Origin of the sequence: Microbispora sp. NBRC 16548 (genome assembly GCF_030268985.1) — a bacterium.
GTDB classification, from domain to species: domain Bacteria; phylum Actinomycetota; class Actinomycetes; order Streptosporangiales; family Streptosporangiaceae; genus Microbispora; species Microbispora catharanthi.
The window spans coordinates 209,792-226,467 of record NZ_BSSF01000008.1; the positions used below are offsets into that span (position 1 = coordinate 209,792).

Here is a 16,676-nt window from a genome sequence, read left to right on the forward strand (position 1 = left end):
AGAGCCCTGACGACGTCTCACGCTGTGAGACGTACGCTCGGATCGCGGTCACTCCTCGGTCGCGAGGTATCCCACGAGGCCACGGATCTTGTCCACGGGGATCGCGCCCTTGCGCAGCACCCGGGGGACGGCGGTGGTCAGGTCGACGATCGTGGACGGCACGTTGTCGTCGCAGGGGCCGCCGTCGAGGTAGACGTCCACCGACTCGCCGAGCTGCTCCTCGGCCTCGTCGACCGTGGTGGCCGCCGGGTTGCCGGACCGGTTGGCGCTGGAGACCGCCATCGGGCCGGTCTCCTTGAGGAGGTCCAGCGCGACCGGGTGCAGCGGCATGCGGACGGCGACCGTTCCCTTGGCGTCGCCGAGGTCCCACGACAGCGACCGGTTGGCTCTGAGTATGAGCGTGAGCGGCCCGGGCCAGAAGGCGTCCACCAGGTCCTGCCCGTACGTCCCGAGGCTCTCCACCAGGGCGTTGGCGGCCCGTACGGTGCCCACGAGGACGGGCACGGGGATGTCCCTGCCCCGGCCCTTCGCCTCCAGCAGCGCGTTGACGGCGGAAGGGGTGAAGGCGTCGGCGCCGATCCCGTAGACGGTGTCGGTGGGAAGCACCACGAGCTCGCCCCGCCGCACCGCCGAGGTCGCCTCGGCCAGTCCGGTCATCCGCTCCGTCTGGTCGGCACAGTCAAACCGTCGGCTCACGAAGCCATCCTTCCACGTGTCCCGCCCGGCTCCGCCGCCGCGTGGCCACCGACCGGGCCGTTCGAGTCAGTCCTGGGTCAGCCGGGCCGTGACGAACCTGTCCCGGCCGGTCAGGTCCTGGCGCAACCGCACGTCGCGCCAGCCGTTCTCCTCGGCGAACAGCCAATAGACGGCGTTGCCCTGCTGGTCGGCGTGCTCGACCACGGCGAACCCGCCCGGCCGCAGCAGCCGCCGCGCCGTTCGCTCGACGGCTCTCACCTCGTCCAGCCCGTCCTCACCCGACCCGTACAGGGCCCGCGAGGGATCGTAGTCGCGCACCTCGGGGTCGCGCGGGATCGCTCCAGGCGGGATGTACGGCGGATTGGAGATGACCAGGTCCACCTGGCCGTTCAGTTCCGGCAGGCAGTCGGCCAGATCCTCCGGATGCAGGGTGGTGCGGCCCTGGCCGTGTTCGAGGATGTTGCGCTTGGCCCAGCCGTACGCCACGGGGTCGATCTCGACGGCGTGCACCTGCGCCAGCGCGACCTCCTGTGTGATCGACAGCGCGATGGCCCCGGAACCGGTGCCGAGGTCGACCACGACGGGAGAGGCGACGTCCATCTCGCGCAGCCGGTCGATCGCCCAGCCGGCCACGACCTCGGTCTCCGGCCTGGGCACGAACACGCCCGGCCCCACCTCGAGGGAGAGGTAGCGGAAGTAGGCCCGGCCGGTGATGTGCTGCAGCGGCTCGCGTGCCTCGCGCCGGGCGACGCCCTCCCAGAAGCGCGCGTCGAAGTCGGCGTCCTTGATCGTGTGCAGCATGCCGCGCGGGACGCCGTGTACGAATGCCGCGATCTCCTCGGCGTCCGTTCGCGGTGACGGCACTCCCGCCTCGGCGAGCCGGGCGGTGGCGAGGGCGATTTCGTCGAGCAGGAAGGTCATGGTCTCTTACAGCACGGTCCTCGCGGCGTGGCCTGGGAATCGTCGGTCATGGGCAGACGGGCCGCCGGGACGGCCCACCGTCGTTCGACGACCCACGTCCATCACCGTTTCTCCCATCGTCCCCTCATCAGGCTCGCCGCGGGCTCACGAATGAGCGGCCAGCTTCTCCGCGAGTTCGGCGTCGAGCAAAGCCTGTATCACCGCGTCGAGATCGCCGTCCAGGACTTGGTCCAGGTTGTAGGCCTTGAAGCCCACGCGGTGATCCGAAATGCGGTTCTCCGGGAAGTTGTAGGTGCGGATGCGCTCGGAGCGGTCGACCGTGCGCACCTGCGACTTGCGCTCGGCCATCGCGGCCGCCTCGGCCTCCTCCTGTGCCATCACGAGCAGCCGGGCGCGCAGGATGCGCAGCGCCGACTCCTTGTTCTGGAGCTGGCTCTTCTCGTTCTGGCAGGAGACGACGACGCCGGTCGGCAGATGGGTGATCCGCACGGCCGAGTCGGTCGTGTTGACGCTCTGGCCGCCGGGGCCGCTGGAGCGGAACACGTCGATGCGCAGGTCGTTGGGGTCGATCTGGACGTCGACCTCCTCGGCCTCCGGATAGACGAGCACTCCGGCGGCCGAGGTGTGGATGCGGCCCTGCGACTCGGTAACCGGCACCCGCTGGACGCGGTGCACGCCGCCCTCGAACTTGAGCCGCGACCAGACGCCCTCCCTGCCCTTGATGGCGACGGTGACGTCCTTGTAGCCGCCGAGGTCGGAGTGCTGCGCGTCGATGATCTCGGTCTTGTAGCCGATCCGCTCGGCGTACCTGAGGTACATCCGCAGGAGGTCTCCGGCGAACAGGGCCGACTCCTGGCCGCCCTCGCCCGCCTTGATCTCCATGATGACGTCCTTGTCGTCGTTGGGGTCGCGCGGGACCAGGAGACGGGTGAGCTTCTCCTCCAGCACCGGGATGCGGCCCTCGAGCTCGGCCGCCTCCTCCGCGAACGCCGGGTCCTCCGCCGCCAGCTCGCGCGCCGCCGAGAGGTCCTGCCGTACGCCTTCGAGCTCCCGGTAGGTCGCGACGATCGGCGTGAGCTCCGCGTAACGCTTGCCGTAGGTCCGCGCCTTGCTCTGGTCGGCGTGCACGGCGGGGTCGGCGAGCCGCAGTTCCAGATCCGCGTACTCACTCATGATCTCGTCGAGGTTCACCGCACACTCCTTTGCTCAAGCTCCTCGGTAAAGGCCGTAATCACCAAGAACGCCGACCCGGAGACGCCCCAAGAGAGGGGCGCCCCCGAGCCGGCGTCCTGGAGGAGCTACTTGCTCTGGGCCTTCTTGCCGAAGCGCGCCTCGAAGCGCGCCACCCGGCCACCGGTGTCGAGGATCTTCTGCTTGCCCGTGTAGAAGGGGTGGCAGGCGGAGCAGACGTCGGCGTGGAGCACGCCGTTCTTGGCGGTGCTACGCGTGGTGAAGGTGTTCCCGCAGGTGCAGGTCACCTGGGTGACCACGTACTCCGGGTGGATGTCGGGCTTCATGTCTCAGTCCTTAACGCTAGGCGCGGTCGCCGGGTCGCTCCGTCTGTCACGGCCTGCGCGCATCGGCACACCTGTGATGCGCGGTGCGGGAACCGGTACCGCTGCGGTTCGGCTACCAGTGTGCCAGATCCTCCAACCATCCCAGGCCATGTGCTATTCCCGGGGCCGACCGTGGTGGTGGCGGGCGGCGGATCGGCGGATCACGCCGACGCCCCGGACGGCGCGGCCGTCCGGGGCGTCGGTCGAAAGGGCGTCAGTCGCGGTCGTTGCTGACCGTGGTCTTCTGCACCTGGAGCAGGAACTCGGCGTTGGACTTGGTCTCCTTCATCTTCTCGAGAAGGAGCTCCAGCGCCTGCTGCATGTCGAGGGCGTGGAGGACGCGGCGGAGCTTCCAGACGATGGACAGCTCCTCCTTGGCCATGAGGATCTCCTCCTTGCGGGTGCCGGACGCGTCCACGTCCACCGCCGGGAAGATGCGCTTGTCCGCGAGCGACCGGTTGAGCTTGAGCTCCATGTTGCCGGTGCCCTTGAACTCCTCGAAGATGACCTCGTCCATCTTGGAGCCGGTCTCGACGAGAGCCGTGGCGAGGATCGTCAGCGAGCCGCCGTTCTCGATGTTGCGGGCGGCGCCGAAGAACCGCTTCGGCGGGTAGAGCGCGGTCGAGTCGACACCACCGGACAGGATGCGGCCGCTCGCGGGCGCCGCGAGGTTGTAGGCGCGCCCGAGACGGGTGATCGAGTCGAGCAGGACGACGACGTCGTGGCCCAGCTCCACCAGGCGCTTGGCCCGCTCGATGGCGAGCTCGGCGACGGTGGTGTGGTCCTCGGCCGGGCGGTCGAAGGTCGAGTGGATGACCTCGCCCTTGACCGACCGCTGCATGTCGGTGACCTCTTCCGGACGCTCGTCCACGAGGACGACCATCAGGTGGCACTCGGGGTTGTTGTGCGTGATCGCGTTGGCGATCGCCTGGAGCACCATGGTCTTGCCGGCCTTGGGCGGCGACACGATCAGGCCGCGCTGACCCTTGCCGATCGGCGAGACGAGGTCGATGATCCGCGTGGTCAGGACGTTCGGCTCGGTCTCCAGGCGCAGGCGCTCCTGCGGGTAGAGCGGCGTGAGCTTGTTGAAGTCGGGCCGCTGACGGGCCTGCTCCGGGTCCATGCCGTTGACGGTGTCGAGGCGGACGAGGGCGTTGAACTTCTCGCGCCGCTCGCCGTCCCTCGGCTGCCGGACGGCGCCGGTGATGACGTCGCCCTTGCGCAGGCCGTTGCGGCGGATCTGGGCGAGCGAGACGTAGACGTCGTTCGAGCCCGGCAGGTAGCCGCTGGTCCGCACGAAGGCGTAGTTGTCGAGGATGTCCAGGATGCCGGCGATCGGGATCAGGACGTCGTCCTCGCCGATGACCGGCTCGTTGCCCTCGAAGCGGTCGCGCCCGCGGCGGCCACGCTCGCGGAAGCGGCCACGGCGCCCGCGGCTGTCCTCGCCCTGCTGGTCGCCCTTGCCGTCGGTGCGGCTGTCCGTACGGCTGTCGCCGCGCCCGTCGGAGCGGCCGTCACGCCCGTCACGCCCGTCACGGCCGTCACGGCCGTCGGCGCGGTTGTCGCCGCGGCCCTGCTGGTCACGACGGCCCTGGCCGCCGTCTCCAGCGTCGGCGGCGCGCTGGTCACCGCGCTGGTCACCGCGCTGGTCACCGCGCTGGTCACCGCGGCCGTCGCGCTCGCGACCTCGCTCGCCTCGCTCGCCCCGCTCGCCTCGCGTGCGGCGCTCGCGGCGGTCGCCGCGCTCGGGCCGCTCGGCGCGGGTCTCGGACTGGGCGGCCTCGGCCTGCGGCTCGGCGACGGCGGCGACGCCGTTCTGCGTGGCCTCGGCGGCCACGGCCGGCGCGGCCTCGACCACGGGACGCTCCTCACGAGCCGCGACGACGGGCTCGGCGGCAGGCGTGGCGGCGGGCGCGGCCTCGGGTGCGGGCGCCGCGGCGGCGCGGGAACGTTCCCGACGGCCACGGGCGGGGCGCTCGACGACGGCGGGCGCTTCGGCGGCGGCCTTCGGCTCGGCCGCGGCCTCTCCCGACCCGCCCTGCTTCTCCTGGATGGCCGCGATGAGCTGGCTCTTGCGCATCCGTCCGGTCCCCGTGATGCCGAGGCTGGTCGCCAGGGCCTGAAGCTCGGGGAGCACCATGCCGGCCAGGCCGGTGCCGGAGCGACGTCGCGGACGGGCCGGGGCGGAAGTGGGGGTGTCGCCGGCGGCCTGGCCGTCGGAGAGGAGTTCGGTGGTGTCGCTCAACTAAGGGTCCTTCCCAGGGGTCGGGCGCCAGAATCGTGCGTCCAGGCGTCCCGGTGATGCGACCCGGCGGGACAGACCGGGTCGGGCTTCGCGAATCTCATGTGTCGGTGACCCTCGGGATTCGCGAGCGGTAGGTGCCCGGGGGCGATCCCCCGGATTGCCGCCACCGACCAGATGTCTTGGTGGTTCGAACGCGCATGTCTCCGAGAACGCCGCCTCCTGCCATGCCACCCGAGGGTGTGCCGACTGGAGGAAACGGTTTCGGGGAAATCGCCCTGCCCGCGTCGAAGGACGCGAGGCGAAGTGCAGCGATGTGCGAATGACAAGCACGCACCCAACACGGGGGCACCTGGTGCGGCTATCAGCCTAACATCACCAGCGCGCACAGCTATTCCCTGAAGGTCGAAGAAGCATCAGCGTGTCTCGGGAAACCGAACGTACGCACCAAGCGGGTCGACGTTCATTGGCTGGATGTGCCAGTCATTACCCACTTCTGGCGCGATCAAATCCTTGGTATCCCGTGTCGTCAACGCGAGAACCGTCGGACCGGCCCCCGAGACGACGGCGGGCACCCCGGCCTCGCGGAGCCGTCGCACCAGTTCGGCGGTGCGGGGCATCGCGGGCGCGCGGTACCTCTGGTGCAGGCGGTCTTCGGTGGCGGCGAGCAGGAGATCCGGTTCCGGTCTCTGCGTGAGCGCCGCGACGAGCAGAGCCGCCCGCCCCGCGTTGGCCGCCGCGTCCGAATGCGGTACGTCCTTCGGCAGCAGCCCCCGAGCCTCCTCCGTGGACAACCGGAAATCCGGGATCAACACCACCGGCCGGACGTCCTCGTGCGGAGTCAGTTTCACCATACTCGCCGCCCGCGACTGGTCCGTCCAGGCGATGGTGAGACCGCCCGCCAGGCACGGCGCCACGTTGTCGGGATGCCCCTCCAGCTCCGTGGCCAGCGCGAACACCTCGGCGTCCGGTAGATCCCCCGCGCCCCGCCCGCGCGCGAGGGCGCGGGCCGCGAGGATGCCGGCGCAGATCGCCGCCGACGACGAGCCGAGCCCGCGCGCGTGCGGAATGCGGTTGTGGCAGCGCAGCGCGATGCCGTCCGGCTGGGCGAACCCCATGCGGTCGAACGTCGCGCGCATCGTCCTGACGACGAGGTGGCCCTCGCCCTCGTCCAGCTCACCGGCGCCCTGGCCCTCCACGTTGATCCGCACGCCGGGCGAGCCGGAGATCTCGGCCTCCACCTCGTCGTACAGGTCGAGCGCGAGGCCGAGGCTGTCGAAACCGGGGCCGAGGTTGGCGCTCGTCGCCGGCACGCGGACGACGACGCCGTGACTGTCCGTCAATTCGTCACCTGAACCCTTTGATGGGCGGGAATGAGAGGGCCGGTCAGGCCAGTCCCAGCGCGGCCGCGGCGGCGTAGGCGTCGATCGGGATCGTCACGGGCGCCGGAGCGCCGGAGATGGCCCAGTCGGGGTCCTTCAGGCCGTTGCCGGTCACGGTGCACACGACCCGCTGCCCCGGCGTGAGCAGGCCCTGCTCGTGCGCCTGGAGCAGGCCGGCGACGCTCGCGGCGGAGGCGAGCTCGACGAACACGCCCTCCTCCTGCGCGAGCAGCTTGTACGCCGCGGCGATCTGGCGGTCGGTCACGGCCTGGATGTCGCCGCCGGACTCGTCGCGTGCGGCCTCGGCGAGCCGCCACGAGGCGGGGTTGCCGATCCTGATCGCCGTGGCGATCGTCTGCGGGTGGGTCACGGGGCTGCCGCCGACCAGCGGCGCCGCGCCGCTTGCCTGGAATCCCAGCATGCGCGGCCGCTTGGTGGCCACGCCGTCGTCGGCGTACTCCTTGTAGCCCATCCAGTAGGCCGAGATGTTGCCGGCGTTGCCGACCGGGATGCAGTGGACGTCGGGCGCGTCGCCGAGCGCGTCGACGATCTCGAAGGCCGCCGTCTTCTGGCCCTGCAGGCGGTGCGGGTTGACGGAGTTGACCAGCGCGATCGGGTAGGTCTCCGCGAGCTTCCTGGTCATCTCCAGGCAGTCGTCGAACGAGCCCTCGACCTGGAGCAGCCTGGCGCCGTGCACCAGGGCCTGGGCGAGCTTGCCCATCGCGATCTTCCCGCGCGGCACGAGGACGGCGCAGGTCAGCCCGGCCCGTACGGCATAGGCGGCGGCCGAGGCGCTGGTGTTGCCGGTGGACGCGCAGATGACCGCCTGGGCGCCCTCCTCCACGGCCTTGCTGATCGCCACGGTCATGCCGCGGTCCTTGAAGCTGCCGGTCGGGTTGAGGCCCTCGACCTTCAGATGGACGTCACAGCCCGTGATCTGGGACACCCGCCTGGCCGGGACGAGCGGCGTACCGCCCTCGAGCAGGGTCACCACGGGCGTCGTCGTGGAGACCGGCAGACGGTCGCGGTACTCCTCGATCAGGCCACGCCAAGCCCTGAACATTGGTCGCTCCTCCCACGCGCGCACACGCGTGTCACCAGGGGTATCGGTCACCGAGTCTACGGCCAACCGTTTGACGTGCGGACTCCGTTGTCCACCAAATGGACATATTGGGCGTCACCTTAGGGAACCGTCAGCGGGTTTCGCTAGTGTGGACCAGCCCTTTGACCATCGCTGTAGAGGACGAGGATTGGCCCACCTGACGGGCGTGGAGCCCCGGCCGAGGATTCGCCACAACGACTACTCTCCGCTCACGCCGCCGCCCATCGGCGGCTGGACGCCCACACTCGGCGCGAGTGTCGTCATCCCCGCGCACGGCGGGCAGCACCGCCTCGACCTGACGCTGGCCGCGCTGGCCGCGCAGACCTATCCCGCGCACCTCACCGAGGTGATCGTGGTGGACGACCGCAGCGACCCTCCGCTGCGCCTGCCCGATCTGCGGCCGGAAAACACCCGTGTCGTGGTCGTCCCGCCCGGCGGATGGGGCGCCGGGCACGCGATGAACGCAGGCATCGCGGCGGCCGAGGGCGAGATAGTGCAGCGTCTCGACGCCGACATGGTGATCTCGCGGGAGCACCTGGAGGCGCTGTTCCGCTGGCATCACCTCACCGACTATCTCGTCACCATCGGCGGCAAGAAGTTCGCCGAGGAGCCGGCCCTCACCCCCGGGCAGGTCCACGAGGCCGTACGGCACGGCTCGCCTGAGGACCTGTTCGACCCGTCGGCGCTGGTGTCCAGCTCGACCGAGGAGACCATCCGCCGCCTCGACGGCCTGCGGGCCAGCAAGAACCCCTACCAGGTGTGCACCGGCCCGACGGTCTCCCTACGGCGGGCCCTGCTCGACGAGGTCCGGGGCTTCGACCCCGAGGTGGTGCGCGGCCAGGACACCGAGTTCGCCTACCGGCTCGCCCAGGCGGGGGCGGTGTTCGTCCCCGACATGGAGGCCCGCGCCGTACATCTCGGCCTGCCGGCCCAGCGCGGTGAACACGGCAAGTCGATCGTCCGGCTCGTCGAGGCCCACCTGGCGCACCGGGTCCCGCTCCGCCGCGACCTGCGCAAGGAGCCCGGCCGGCGCTGGCTCGTGCCGTACGTCGAGGTCGTCTTCGACGTGACCGGGGCGGACGAGCGGCGGATCGTCGCCGCGGTCGACGCGGTGCTGCGCGGCACACTCACCGACGTCGTGGTGACGCTGGCCGGCCCCTGGTCGTCGCTCGAAGGCGGACGCAGGTGGGCGCCGGGGACCGGCGCGTTCGACCTCGCCCTGGTCAGGGCGGCGTTCGGGCACGACGCGCGGGTGCGGTTCGCGGAACGGGCGGCGCCGACCGCCGCGCCCGTCCCCTTCCGCTACACGGCGCCCGTCGACGCCCCGCCGGCTCCGGCGCTGCTGGAGCGGGCGGTCAAGGCGATGTCGGAGGAGCGGATCGGCCTGCTGGTCCTGGATCTGCCCGGTGGGGGCACGGCCACCCTGGAGCGGACCGAGGCCGTCGCGCGCGCCCGCCGGCTCGCCACGCCGGGCGAGGACCGGGCCGACGTGATCGACCAGACCCACGGCGTGCGGCACGGCGCGGCGAGCGAGTTCGAGGAGCTTCCCAGGACGCCGGCGAAACCGGCCACGTCCGCCGCGCCGCGGACCACCCCGGAACCGGCCGCGGCCCAAGCCCCGCAACCGGCGTCGGCTCATGGCCCGCAACCGGAGGCCACACCGGCGCGCCGCCGCGGCCTGTTCCGCCGTTCCTGACCCATCCGGTGGCCGGCGCCCGGCTCCGCGACCCGCGGCGCCGTGTCGCGTGGCACCGGAAAGGGCAGCCGCCGGTCGCGGGCCCGCACGGGACGGCCTGCCCGGCGTCGGCGGGGGAGGGGGCGGGATGGCTCGCCTCACGTCGGCGGGGACGGGGCGGTCAGGTCTTCTTGAACGTGAAGGGCCGGCTGAAACCCCGGGCGATGCCACGCAGGCTGCGGGCGCGGTGCAGCGCCGAGATCTGCCCGCGCAGCGCCGAGACCTGCCGCCGCAGGGTGCCGATCTCCCGGCGGAACTCGACGGCGGACTTGCGCCACCGCGCCGCCTCGTCGCGCCATCTGGTCACCTGTCCGCGCAGCCGCTCGACCTCCTTGGTCAGCCGCTCGACCTCGGCCTGCGCCTGCACCCGCTTGCGATAGGCGGTGCGCGGATTCACATAGGCCGGGGCCTCCGCGGCGGCCCGGAAGCCGAAGGTCTCGCCGTCGACCCAGTAGGTGCCGAACATCTCGTCGACGGCGTCGTCGAGATCCTCGCTCTCCTCGGCGACGAGGGCGGCGCGGGAGAACGCCTCGGTGCGTTCCAGACGGGCGGCGGTGACGCCTTCGGGGTCCTCGGCCAGGAGCACGCTCACCAGTCCGCGTTCCCGCCCGCGCAGCACGTCGAGCAGCCGTCCGAGGCTGTCCTCCTCCGGCACCCAGCCGGGCGGGATGCGCAGGCGGTACGGCGACTGGGTGTCGGACGCCGTCGTGGCCAGCCGCACCCGGCCCTCGTGGGTGTAGTGGGCCCGCAGCAGCACGAGGTCGAGGCGCGGGTCCTTGAGCGGCGCGCGCTGCTCGGGCGCGAGCTCGTCCCATGGACCGGTCAGCACCACGGCGAGGTCGGTCACCGTGCCGGCCAGCACGCCGTCCACGGTGGCCCTGACGTCGTCGTATGACCCCGCGGTGGCGTCCACGAGGACCTCCACCTGCGGGATCTTCCACTGCCGCGAGGGATGGGTGCGCAGCCACCGGTAGCCGGGGACCCGGTCGGTGACCAGGGCGTGGCTGACCCGGCTGATCGGCGCGCTGTCGCGCATGCGCATGGACGGGCCGAGATGGTAGGCCCTGGCCTGCGGGTCGGGGATGAAGACCGCGCCCGCCTGCGCGAGCCGGTAACCCATCTCGGTGTCCTGGCCGAGGATCATCGCGGGGTCCATCGGCCCGGCCCGCTCGAACAGCCGGGCGGAGACTGACGACGCGCCGCCGATGTGGATGCTGAACGGCCGCGGCGAGCGGAGCAGCCCGTCCGACCGCTGCACCAGGTCCTCGATCCAGGCGTGCGGCTCCGCCGGCTCGAAGAGCTTCGCCAGGTCGTCCGTTCCCGCGACGTCCGCGGGGCAGGGCAGCGGGGCGGTGGTGAAGCGCAGGTAGGAGGTGACCGACAGATAGGGCGCGAGGTGGTGCCAGCGCATGTGCGCCTCCACCTCCTCCGGTTCGGGAACGACGTCGGAGTCCATCCAGTGGATGACGTCGCCCGTCGCGGCGGCCAGCCCGGTGTTGCGCGCCCTGGCCCGGCCCGGCGCCGCGCAGACCAGCAGCCGCGTGTCGCGGGGCCGGATCTCCGGAAGGCGCAGCGGCGGCTCGCTGCCGTTGTCGACCACGATCACTTCGAGCAGGTCGGCCGGGTACGTCTGCCTGGCCAGTCCGGCGAGCGTGAGATCGAGCTTGACCTGGTCGGCGTAGGCGGGGATCACCACGCTGACCCGCAGGCGGGGCGTCCACGACGACCCGAGGGCGGGCGGCTGGAGGACGGTGTAGTCGTTTCCCCTGATGCGTGGCGTCATCGTGCTTCCAAAATCACACTCGGGCGAAAGCCGCGCCACTGGTTCGCGGCGACTCGCAGGAAGTGGGCAAGAGGAAGGTTCCAGGTGTGGTCGGCGCCGACCGATCGCCGCAGGACGTAGCCCAGGCCGTGGGTGCGGTAGACGCGGCCGCCGGCCGCCTCGACCGCGCGCAGGAGGTGTGCGTCCTCCCCGCGGTCCCGCGGCCCGAAGCCGCCGGCCTGCTCGAAGATCTCACGGCCGAGCAGGATCGTGCCGCCCGCGACGTGGTCGGCCCACACCTCGCTGCTGTAGTCCACGCGGCGGATCGTCGTGTGAAGAGGCTGGAGGTAGAAGAACTCCGGCGCGGTCCCGACCAGCTCCGCCCCGGAATAGGCCATGGCGAGCAGCAGGTCGGCCAGGTGCTCGGGGCCGTACCAGTCGTCGTCGTCCCATTTGGCGACGATGCCGGTGGACGCCCGTGCCGCCGCCATGTTGAGCACCGTCCCGAGCGGCGCGTCCGGCTCGGCCTCGATCACCGTTATCGGGTGGGGGAACTCCTCGACCGCCTCGCGCACCCGCGCGGCCGGGAACCCGTGGAGGGCGACGACCGCCTCCAGACCGACGCCGCGCTGGCGGGCGAGCTGCCGCAGCGCGTGGCCCACGTAGTGGGGCCGCCGCGTGGCCATGACGACGGTCACCGGGGCGAGGCCGGTGCCGACGCCCCTGGCCCGCAGCGCGTGCCTGCGCAGACGCACGCTGTGCTCTTCCCTGCGCAGGTCGGCGACCGAGTCGGGCCTGCCGTCGCCGGCCTCGGGGGTCCAGGCCGCGGCCAGGCCGGCGAGCACGGGATCGGCCTCGCGCACCCACCTCGGCGGATCATGAAAGGCGAGCGGCACCCCCGCGGCGGCCAGGCCGCCGACCGCGTCCAGCGCCTCGGCGGCGGGCTCCTCCGGCCACTCCACCCGTAGCCCGCGCAGCGGCCGGAGGGCGGCGACGTCGGCGGCCTGCGCGGGGACGGCCAACGGCCGGCCTCCCATCGTCCACCGGCCGTCGCTCCAGGACAGCGTCGCGGTCTCCTCGGTGGGACTGCGCGTGAAGCCGTACGGCGAGCACATGCCGGTCGTCACCGTCACGGTGTCCCTCCCGCGCGTCCGTTTTACAGGCTGGTGAACTTTTATCAGCCGAACCTTGTGAATCCCTGTGACCCTTGCGGTCAACCTGACGACTCGCTGTGACCTGGCGCGGCAGCCGGGATCACGGAACGGGCGACAGGCTCCCGCCGACGAGGTCGCCCAGCGTCCTCACGTCGATCTTCTTGGCTTTCCGCTGCCGGGCCACCCAGTCGACGAAGGCGGCGAACTCCTTGGGCGCCGTCGCGTACTTGTCCCGCGGCTCGTCCTTGATCTCGTGGAACACGAAGGTCACCATGCCGGGGCCGCCCTCCCGCTGGGCGCGCGTGACGAACTCACGGAGCGTGCGGGCCGTGCGCGGCAGGCGGGTCTGGCTCGTCACGCGTACGGCGGCGAGGTCCGCGGGCGGAATCGTCTCTGTGACCGGGCAGGCGCTGCAGCTGTCCGGCCGGTACAAGCCGTTGATGTCGCGCGCGCTGTTGTAGCCGCAGCTCATCGCGATCCGCTTGCTTGCCTCGTCCGAGGCACCGAAGGGATAGGCGAACGACCGCACGGCGAAGCCCATCTTCAGCAGCGCCCGCCTGTCGTCGCAGATCTCCGTCTGCTGCGCCGCGTCGAACATCTCCGGCAGGTGCGGATGCTGAAGGGTGTGGCCGCCGATCTCGTGCCCCTCCTTCGCGATGGCCCGCAGCGCGGCGGCGCTCAGGAAGCCGCGCTTGCCGAGGCGGCCGCTGTTGACGTAGAAGGTGCCCTTGAGGCCGCGCCTGCTCAGCATTCTGGCGACGGCGAGATGGTCGGCCGTGCCGTCGTCGAAGGTGAGGACCACGGTCGGCACCCTGGCCGCCCGCGCTTGCTGTTGAGTCACGTGCGCGGGGGCCGCCGCCCGCCCGAGGACGGCCGAGCCGGCCGTGGCCGCGGCCGGATGCTGGAGTCCCGCGATCGACGCCGCGGTTAGGAGACAGGCAGGCAGAAGTCTCTTCACCGTAAGTCGCATGAAGAGAAACTTTACTCACATTTGGCAATTACTCTTTCGCGTGATGTCCAACCGTGATGAAACGGTCCACAAATCTCAGCCCTTGCCGCGCACGCGCTCGAACAGTGCGACGGTCAGGCCCGGCAGCTCCGCCGAGTGCCAGGCCGTCGAGAGCCGATATCCGGCCGCGCGCACGGCGGCCACCTTGGGGATCTTCTTCCCCGTCAGCCCGGCCTGCTTCGTCCCCCGCCAGACCACCCAGACCCGGCGGCGCCCCGCCAGGGCCTCGGCGAGGTCGTCCCGCTCCGCGTACTCGAAGGCCGGGCCCGGCCCCCTGACAAGCACGTCCTCGGGGAGGCCCTCGCGGCCGTAGTAGACGAAGCCGGTGCGCAGCCGGCTCTGGCCGTACACGATGGCGTCGCCGGGGCGCTCCCGCGCCCGGATCACGCCGGCCGCGCCGGGGAAGTCGTCGTAGTGGCCGTTGCGCTGCCGGTAGTCGGCCTGTGCGGGCAGCCCCAGCAGCGCGACGGCGAGGACGACGGGCGCGCAGACCAGCGCGAAGGGGACGGGGGCCAGGCGGACCGAGGCCAGGGCCACGCCTCCCGCCAGGGCCAGGGCGGGCGCCGCGACGAACACGTAACGGTCCACGTACGCCGGGGTCACCAGCGCGTCGATCACGAGCAGCAGCACGGGCGGGAGGACGAGCCAGCCGCCGGCGAGGACCCCCCAGGGGACCGACCTGCGCAGCAGGATCACCACCCCCACGACGGCGAGGGCGAACAGCGGCGGCCCGGCGAGGTCGGAGCCCGCCGCGTGCTTGGGGAACTTCAGCAGCACGTCGGGCCCGTGCGGCTGGATCCAGCTGATCGCGTGGCGCTCACCCCAGCCCACCAGGGCGAGGATCGCGAGGGGGACGCACCCCACCGCCGTCGCGGGGACGATCCTGGTCAGGAACGTACGGCGGGGCAGGACGAGCAGGGCGGCCAGGAACTGGGCCGGAAGCACCAGGACCGAGAACAGGTGCGTACAGCCGAGCAGCGCCACCGACGCCGCGTACCAGCGGATCCGGGAGCCTGTGGGCGCCTCGGCCACCCGATGCAGCGCCCAGGCGGAGACGACGGCCGCCGCCGCCGCGAACGCGTACGGCCGGGCGTTGGCACCGTGATAGGACACCGACGGCAGGACGGCGAACAGCGCCGCGGCCGGCACGCCCGCCCGAGGACCGGCCAGCCGGCGGCCGAGGTCGGCCAGGAAGCCCGCCGCCACACCGGCCGCGAGGGCCGAGGGCAGGCGCAGCCACCACTCGGCATCCCCCAGCCATGACCAGACATGGATGAGCAGGTAGTAGGGCAGGAAGTGGCCGTCGATCTGCTGGACGAGTCCCCACAGCCCGCTCAGCGGCCGGGCCACCGCGGCGCTGTAGGTCGCCACCTCGTCGCCCGACAGCGACGCCGTGGTGCCGGAGATGGCGACACAGGTGGTCAGCAGGCCCGCGAGCAGCGGGGTCCAGCGGGGCCAGTCCTTCGCGTCCGCACCCGGTCTCCGGCCGGACGTCCGGACCGCCTCGCCCGTAACCACGCTTCCCCCAAAGAACTGATCATTTCAGGCCGCATCAAGGACATCGAACACGCACGGACGCGCGGATCGGCGGGCCGTTATCCGATCGAGTCATTGCCCGCGACCACCCTGCGCTTCCGGACATGCCGGGCTCCACCGTACGAGATCTCCGTGGGGACTCCTCGCGGAACTGTTTGCTTGTTATGGTGACATGCAAACAGTTTGGGAGGTGGCTCGTGTACGACTCCCCCCAGTACGACGCCGCGCGACCCGGCCGGCCGCGCCGCCTGGTCCTGACCGCCATGCCACCCCTTCTCGCCCTCCTCTTTCTCCTGCTGCTCTTCGCCGTCTTCCGGGACCGGCTGCCCGACCGGGCCTACGTCTCCGCTTGGGAGCCGCGGTACGCGTCTGGATGGGGTCAGTGGCTGAGGTTGGTCGCCCTCTCCGCAGGGGTCTTCGAGGTGGTGTTCCTCGCCGCGTTCACGCACTACTGGCGCTGGCCCGAGTTGCAGCGCTGGTTGGTCACGTGCTCCGTCGCCACGAGCGTCCCGATGGCGGCGGGAAACGGTGTCGCGGTGACGGCATTGATCGACTCCGCGCGGCCCGCGGCCCCGCCGGCGTGGGAGGTTCCGGCCGAAATCGGTCTTACCCTTCTCGGAGGCGCCGCGGGCTGGTGGCTGTCGGGTCCCCTGCCGCCTGCGCCCGGCGCGCGCACCGCACCGCCCCCCGGGGTGCCCCTGCTGCCGCTCGCGCCGGCCCAGCGGGCCGTCTACGCGGTGTCCGCCTGGTATCCGCGTTCCCTCCTGCAGGGGGCCGCGATGCTCGCCTTCGGCTGGTTCGGGCTCTTCAACCTCTCACGCTCCTGGCAGGGGGCGACGCTGATGGCGCTGATGGGGCTCATCGCGGTCCTCTCGGCGCGCACCCGGCTCCGCATCGACGGCAGCGGCGTGGAGGTGAGCCTGCCCTGGCTCGGCGGCCTGCGGCGGGCCGTGCCATACGACACGGTGCTCTTCGCCTCGGTGCGGACGGAGGCGTCCGGCAGGGGACTCGGCATGATCGGCAGTAGCAGAGGATGGGGATACGTGAGCGGCCGTGGTCCGGTGCTGGCCCTCCGGCTCACCGACGGCCGGGAGTTCCTGTACTCGACCCGGAACGCCGATACGGCCGCCGCGCTGGTGAACGCGTCCCTCGCCCGTGTCAGGGGAGCCGCCGAGTGCTGATCGTCGTCGATCCGTCCTCCGCTCAGCCCCTGGCCGACCAGGTGGCGGCCTCGGTGCGCGCGGCGGTCGCCAGGGGCACGGCCGTCCCCGGCGACAAACTGCCGTCGGCGCGCGCCGTCGCGGCGGCGCTCGGCATCAACCTGCACACCGTGCTGCGCGGCTACCAGCAACTGCGCGACGAGGGCCTGGTAGAACTGCGCCGGGGTCGCGCGGCGACGATCACCGATCTCGCCGCGCAGGGCGGTCGCCTGCGCCTGCGCGAGGCCGCCGAGGAGTTCGCCGGCGCCGTGCGACACCTCGGGGCCTCCGAGGAGGAGGCCCTCGACGCGGTCCGCAGGGCTCTGGCGGAGCGCTGATCCGCCCCTCGCCGGGTGTGGTGTCCGTACGGGCCGGGCCGGTG

The 16,676-nt window shown here is 71.9% G+C and carries 14 protein-coding genes; 3 read left to right on the plus strand and 11 right to left on the minus strand.

The window, feature by feature from the left end:
* Positions 1-48 precede the first annotated feature (48 nt).
* The 7 genes from QSK36_RS23635 to thrC all read right to left on the minus strand — a co-directional run bounded on the left by QSK36_RS23635 (position 49) and on the right by thrC (position 7,860).
* Complete coding sequence (locus QSK36_RS23635) at positions 49-696, minus strand: L-threonylcarbamoyladenylate synthase (RefSeq protein WP_183535378.1); 648 nt, start codon at positions 694-696, stop codon at positions 49-51.
* Positions 697-762: 66 nt separating this feature from the next.
* The gene (gene prmC, locus QSK36_RS23640; protein WP_142560349.1) at positions 763-1,617 is read right to left on the minus strand and encodes a peptide chain release factor N(5)-glutamine methyltransferase; all 855 of its coding nucleotides are present in this window, start codon (positions 1,615-1,617) and stop codon (positions 763-765) included.
* A 144-nt stretch (positions 1,618-1,761) separates the two neighbouring features.
* Entirely contained in the window at positions 1,762-2,808 is a 1,047-nt protein-coding gene (prfA, locus tag QSK36_RS23645; RefSeq protein WP_183535377.1) for a peptide chain release factor 1, read from the minus strand.
* 107 nt (positions 2,809-2,915) lie between these two features.
* Positions 2,916-3,134 carry a 50S ribosomal protein L31 gene (gene rpmE, locus QSK36_RS23650; protein ID WP_139575864.1) on the minus strand — a complete coding sequence of 73 codons (219 nt, stop codon included), beginning with the start codon at positions 3,132-3,134 and terminating at the stop codon, positions 2,916-2,918.
* A 253-nt stretch (positions 3,135-3,387) separates the two neighbouring features.
* Positions 3,388-5,418, minus strand: coding sequence for a transcription termination factor Rho (rho, locus tag QSK36_RS23655; RefSeq protein ID WP_285783900.1), 2,031 nt, complete (start codon positions 5,416-5,418; stop codon positions 3,388-3,390).
* 413 nt (positions 5,419-5,831) lie between these two features.
* Positions 5,832-6,758 carry a homoserine kinase gene (thrB, locus tag QSK36_RS23660; protein ID WP_183535375.1) on the minus strand — a complete coding sequence of 309 codons (927 nt, stop codon included), beginning with the start codon at positions 6,756-6,758 and terminating at the stop codon, positions 5,832-5,834.
* Between the two features lie 43 nt (positions 6,759-6,801).
* Complete coding sequence (gene thrC / locus QSK36_RS23665; protein WP_139575861.1) at positions 6,802-7,860, minus strand: threonine synthase; 1,059 nt, start codon at positions 7,858-7,860, stop codon at positions 6,802-6,804.
* 187 nt (positions 7,861-8,047) lie between these two features.
* On the opposite strand from thrC, the gene QSK36_RS23670 reads away from it, so the two are divergent.
* Positions 8,048-9,595, plus strand: a complete 1,548-nt coding sequence (locus QSK36_RS23670) for a glycosyltransferase family 2 protein (protein WP_285783901.1) — start codon at positions 8,048-8,050, stop codon at positions 9,593-9,595.
* Between the two features lie 160 nt (positions 9,596-9,755).
* Here the strand turns inward: QSK36_RS23670 and QSK36_RS23675 are convergent, their stop codons facing one another.
* The 4 genes from QSK36_RS23675 to QSK36_RS23690 all read right to left on the minus strand — a co-directional run bounded on the left by QSK36_RS23675 (position 9,756) and on the right by QSK36_RS23690 (position 15,077).
* On the minus strand, positions 9,756-11,417 hold the full coding sequence (locus tag QSK36_RS23675) for a glycosyltransferase family 2 protein (protein WP_285783902.1): 1,662 nt from the start codon (positions 11,415-11,417) through the stop codon (positions 9,756-9,758).
* Positions 11,414-12,529 carry a glycosyltransferase family 2 protein gene (locus QSK36_RS23680; RefSeq protein WP_285783903.1) on the minus strand — a complete coding sequence of 372 codons (1,116 nt, stop codon included), beginning with the start codon at positions 12,527-12,529 and terminating at the stop codon, positions 11,414-11,416. Before QSK36_RS23680 ends, QSK36_RS23675 begins: the two co-directional genes overlap by 4 nt.
* A 121-nt stretch (positions 12,530-12,650) precedes the next feature.
* The gene (locus QSK36_RS23685) at positions 12,651-13,520 is read right to left on the minus strand and encodes a polysaccharide deacetylase family protein (RefSeq protein WP_285783904.1); all 870 of its coding nucleotides are present in this window, start codon (positions 13,518-13,520) and stop codon (positions 12,651-12,653) included.
* 75 nt (positions 13,521-13,595) lie between these two features.
* Positions 13,596-15,077 (minus strand): glycosyltransferase family 39 protein, encoded by a 1,482-nt coding sequence (locus tag QSK36_RS23690; protein ID WP_285783905.1) that lies wholly within the window; start codon positions 15,075-15,077, stop codon positions 13,596-13,598.
* A 215-nt stretch (positions 15,078-15,292) separates the two neighbouring features.
* Between QSK36_RS23690 and QSK36_RS23695 the strand changes: the two genes are divergently transcribed.
* Together QSK36_RS23695 and QSK36_RS23700 are read left to right on the plus strand one after the other, a co-directional pair.
* A complete protein-coding gene (locus tag QSK36_RS23695) occupies positions 15,293-16,276 on the plus strand; it encodes a hypothetical protein (protein WP_285783906.1) in 984 nt (327 codons plus the stop codon).
* Positions 16,270-16,632, plus strand: coding sequence for a GntR family transcriptional regulator (locus QSK36_RS23700; protein WP_183535370.1), 363 nt, complete (start codon positions 16,270-16,272; stop codon positions 16,630-16,632). Before QSK36_RS23695 ends, QSK36_RS23700 begins: the two co-directional genes overlap by 7 nt.
* Positions 16,633-16,676 lie beyond the last annotated feature (44 nt).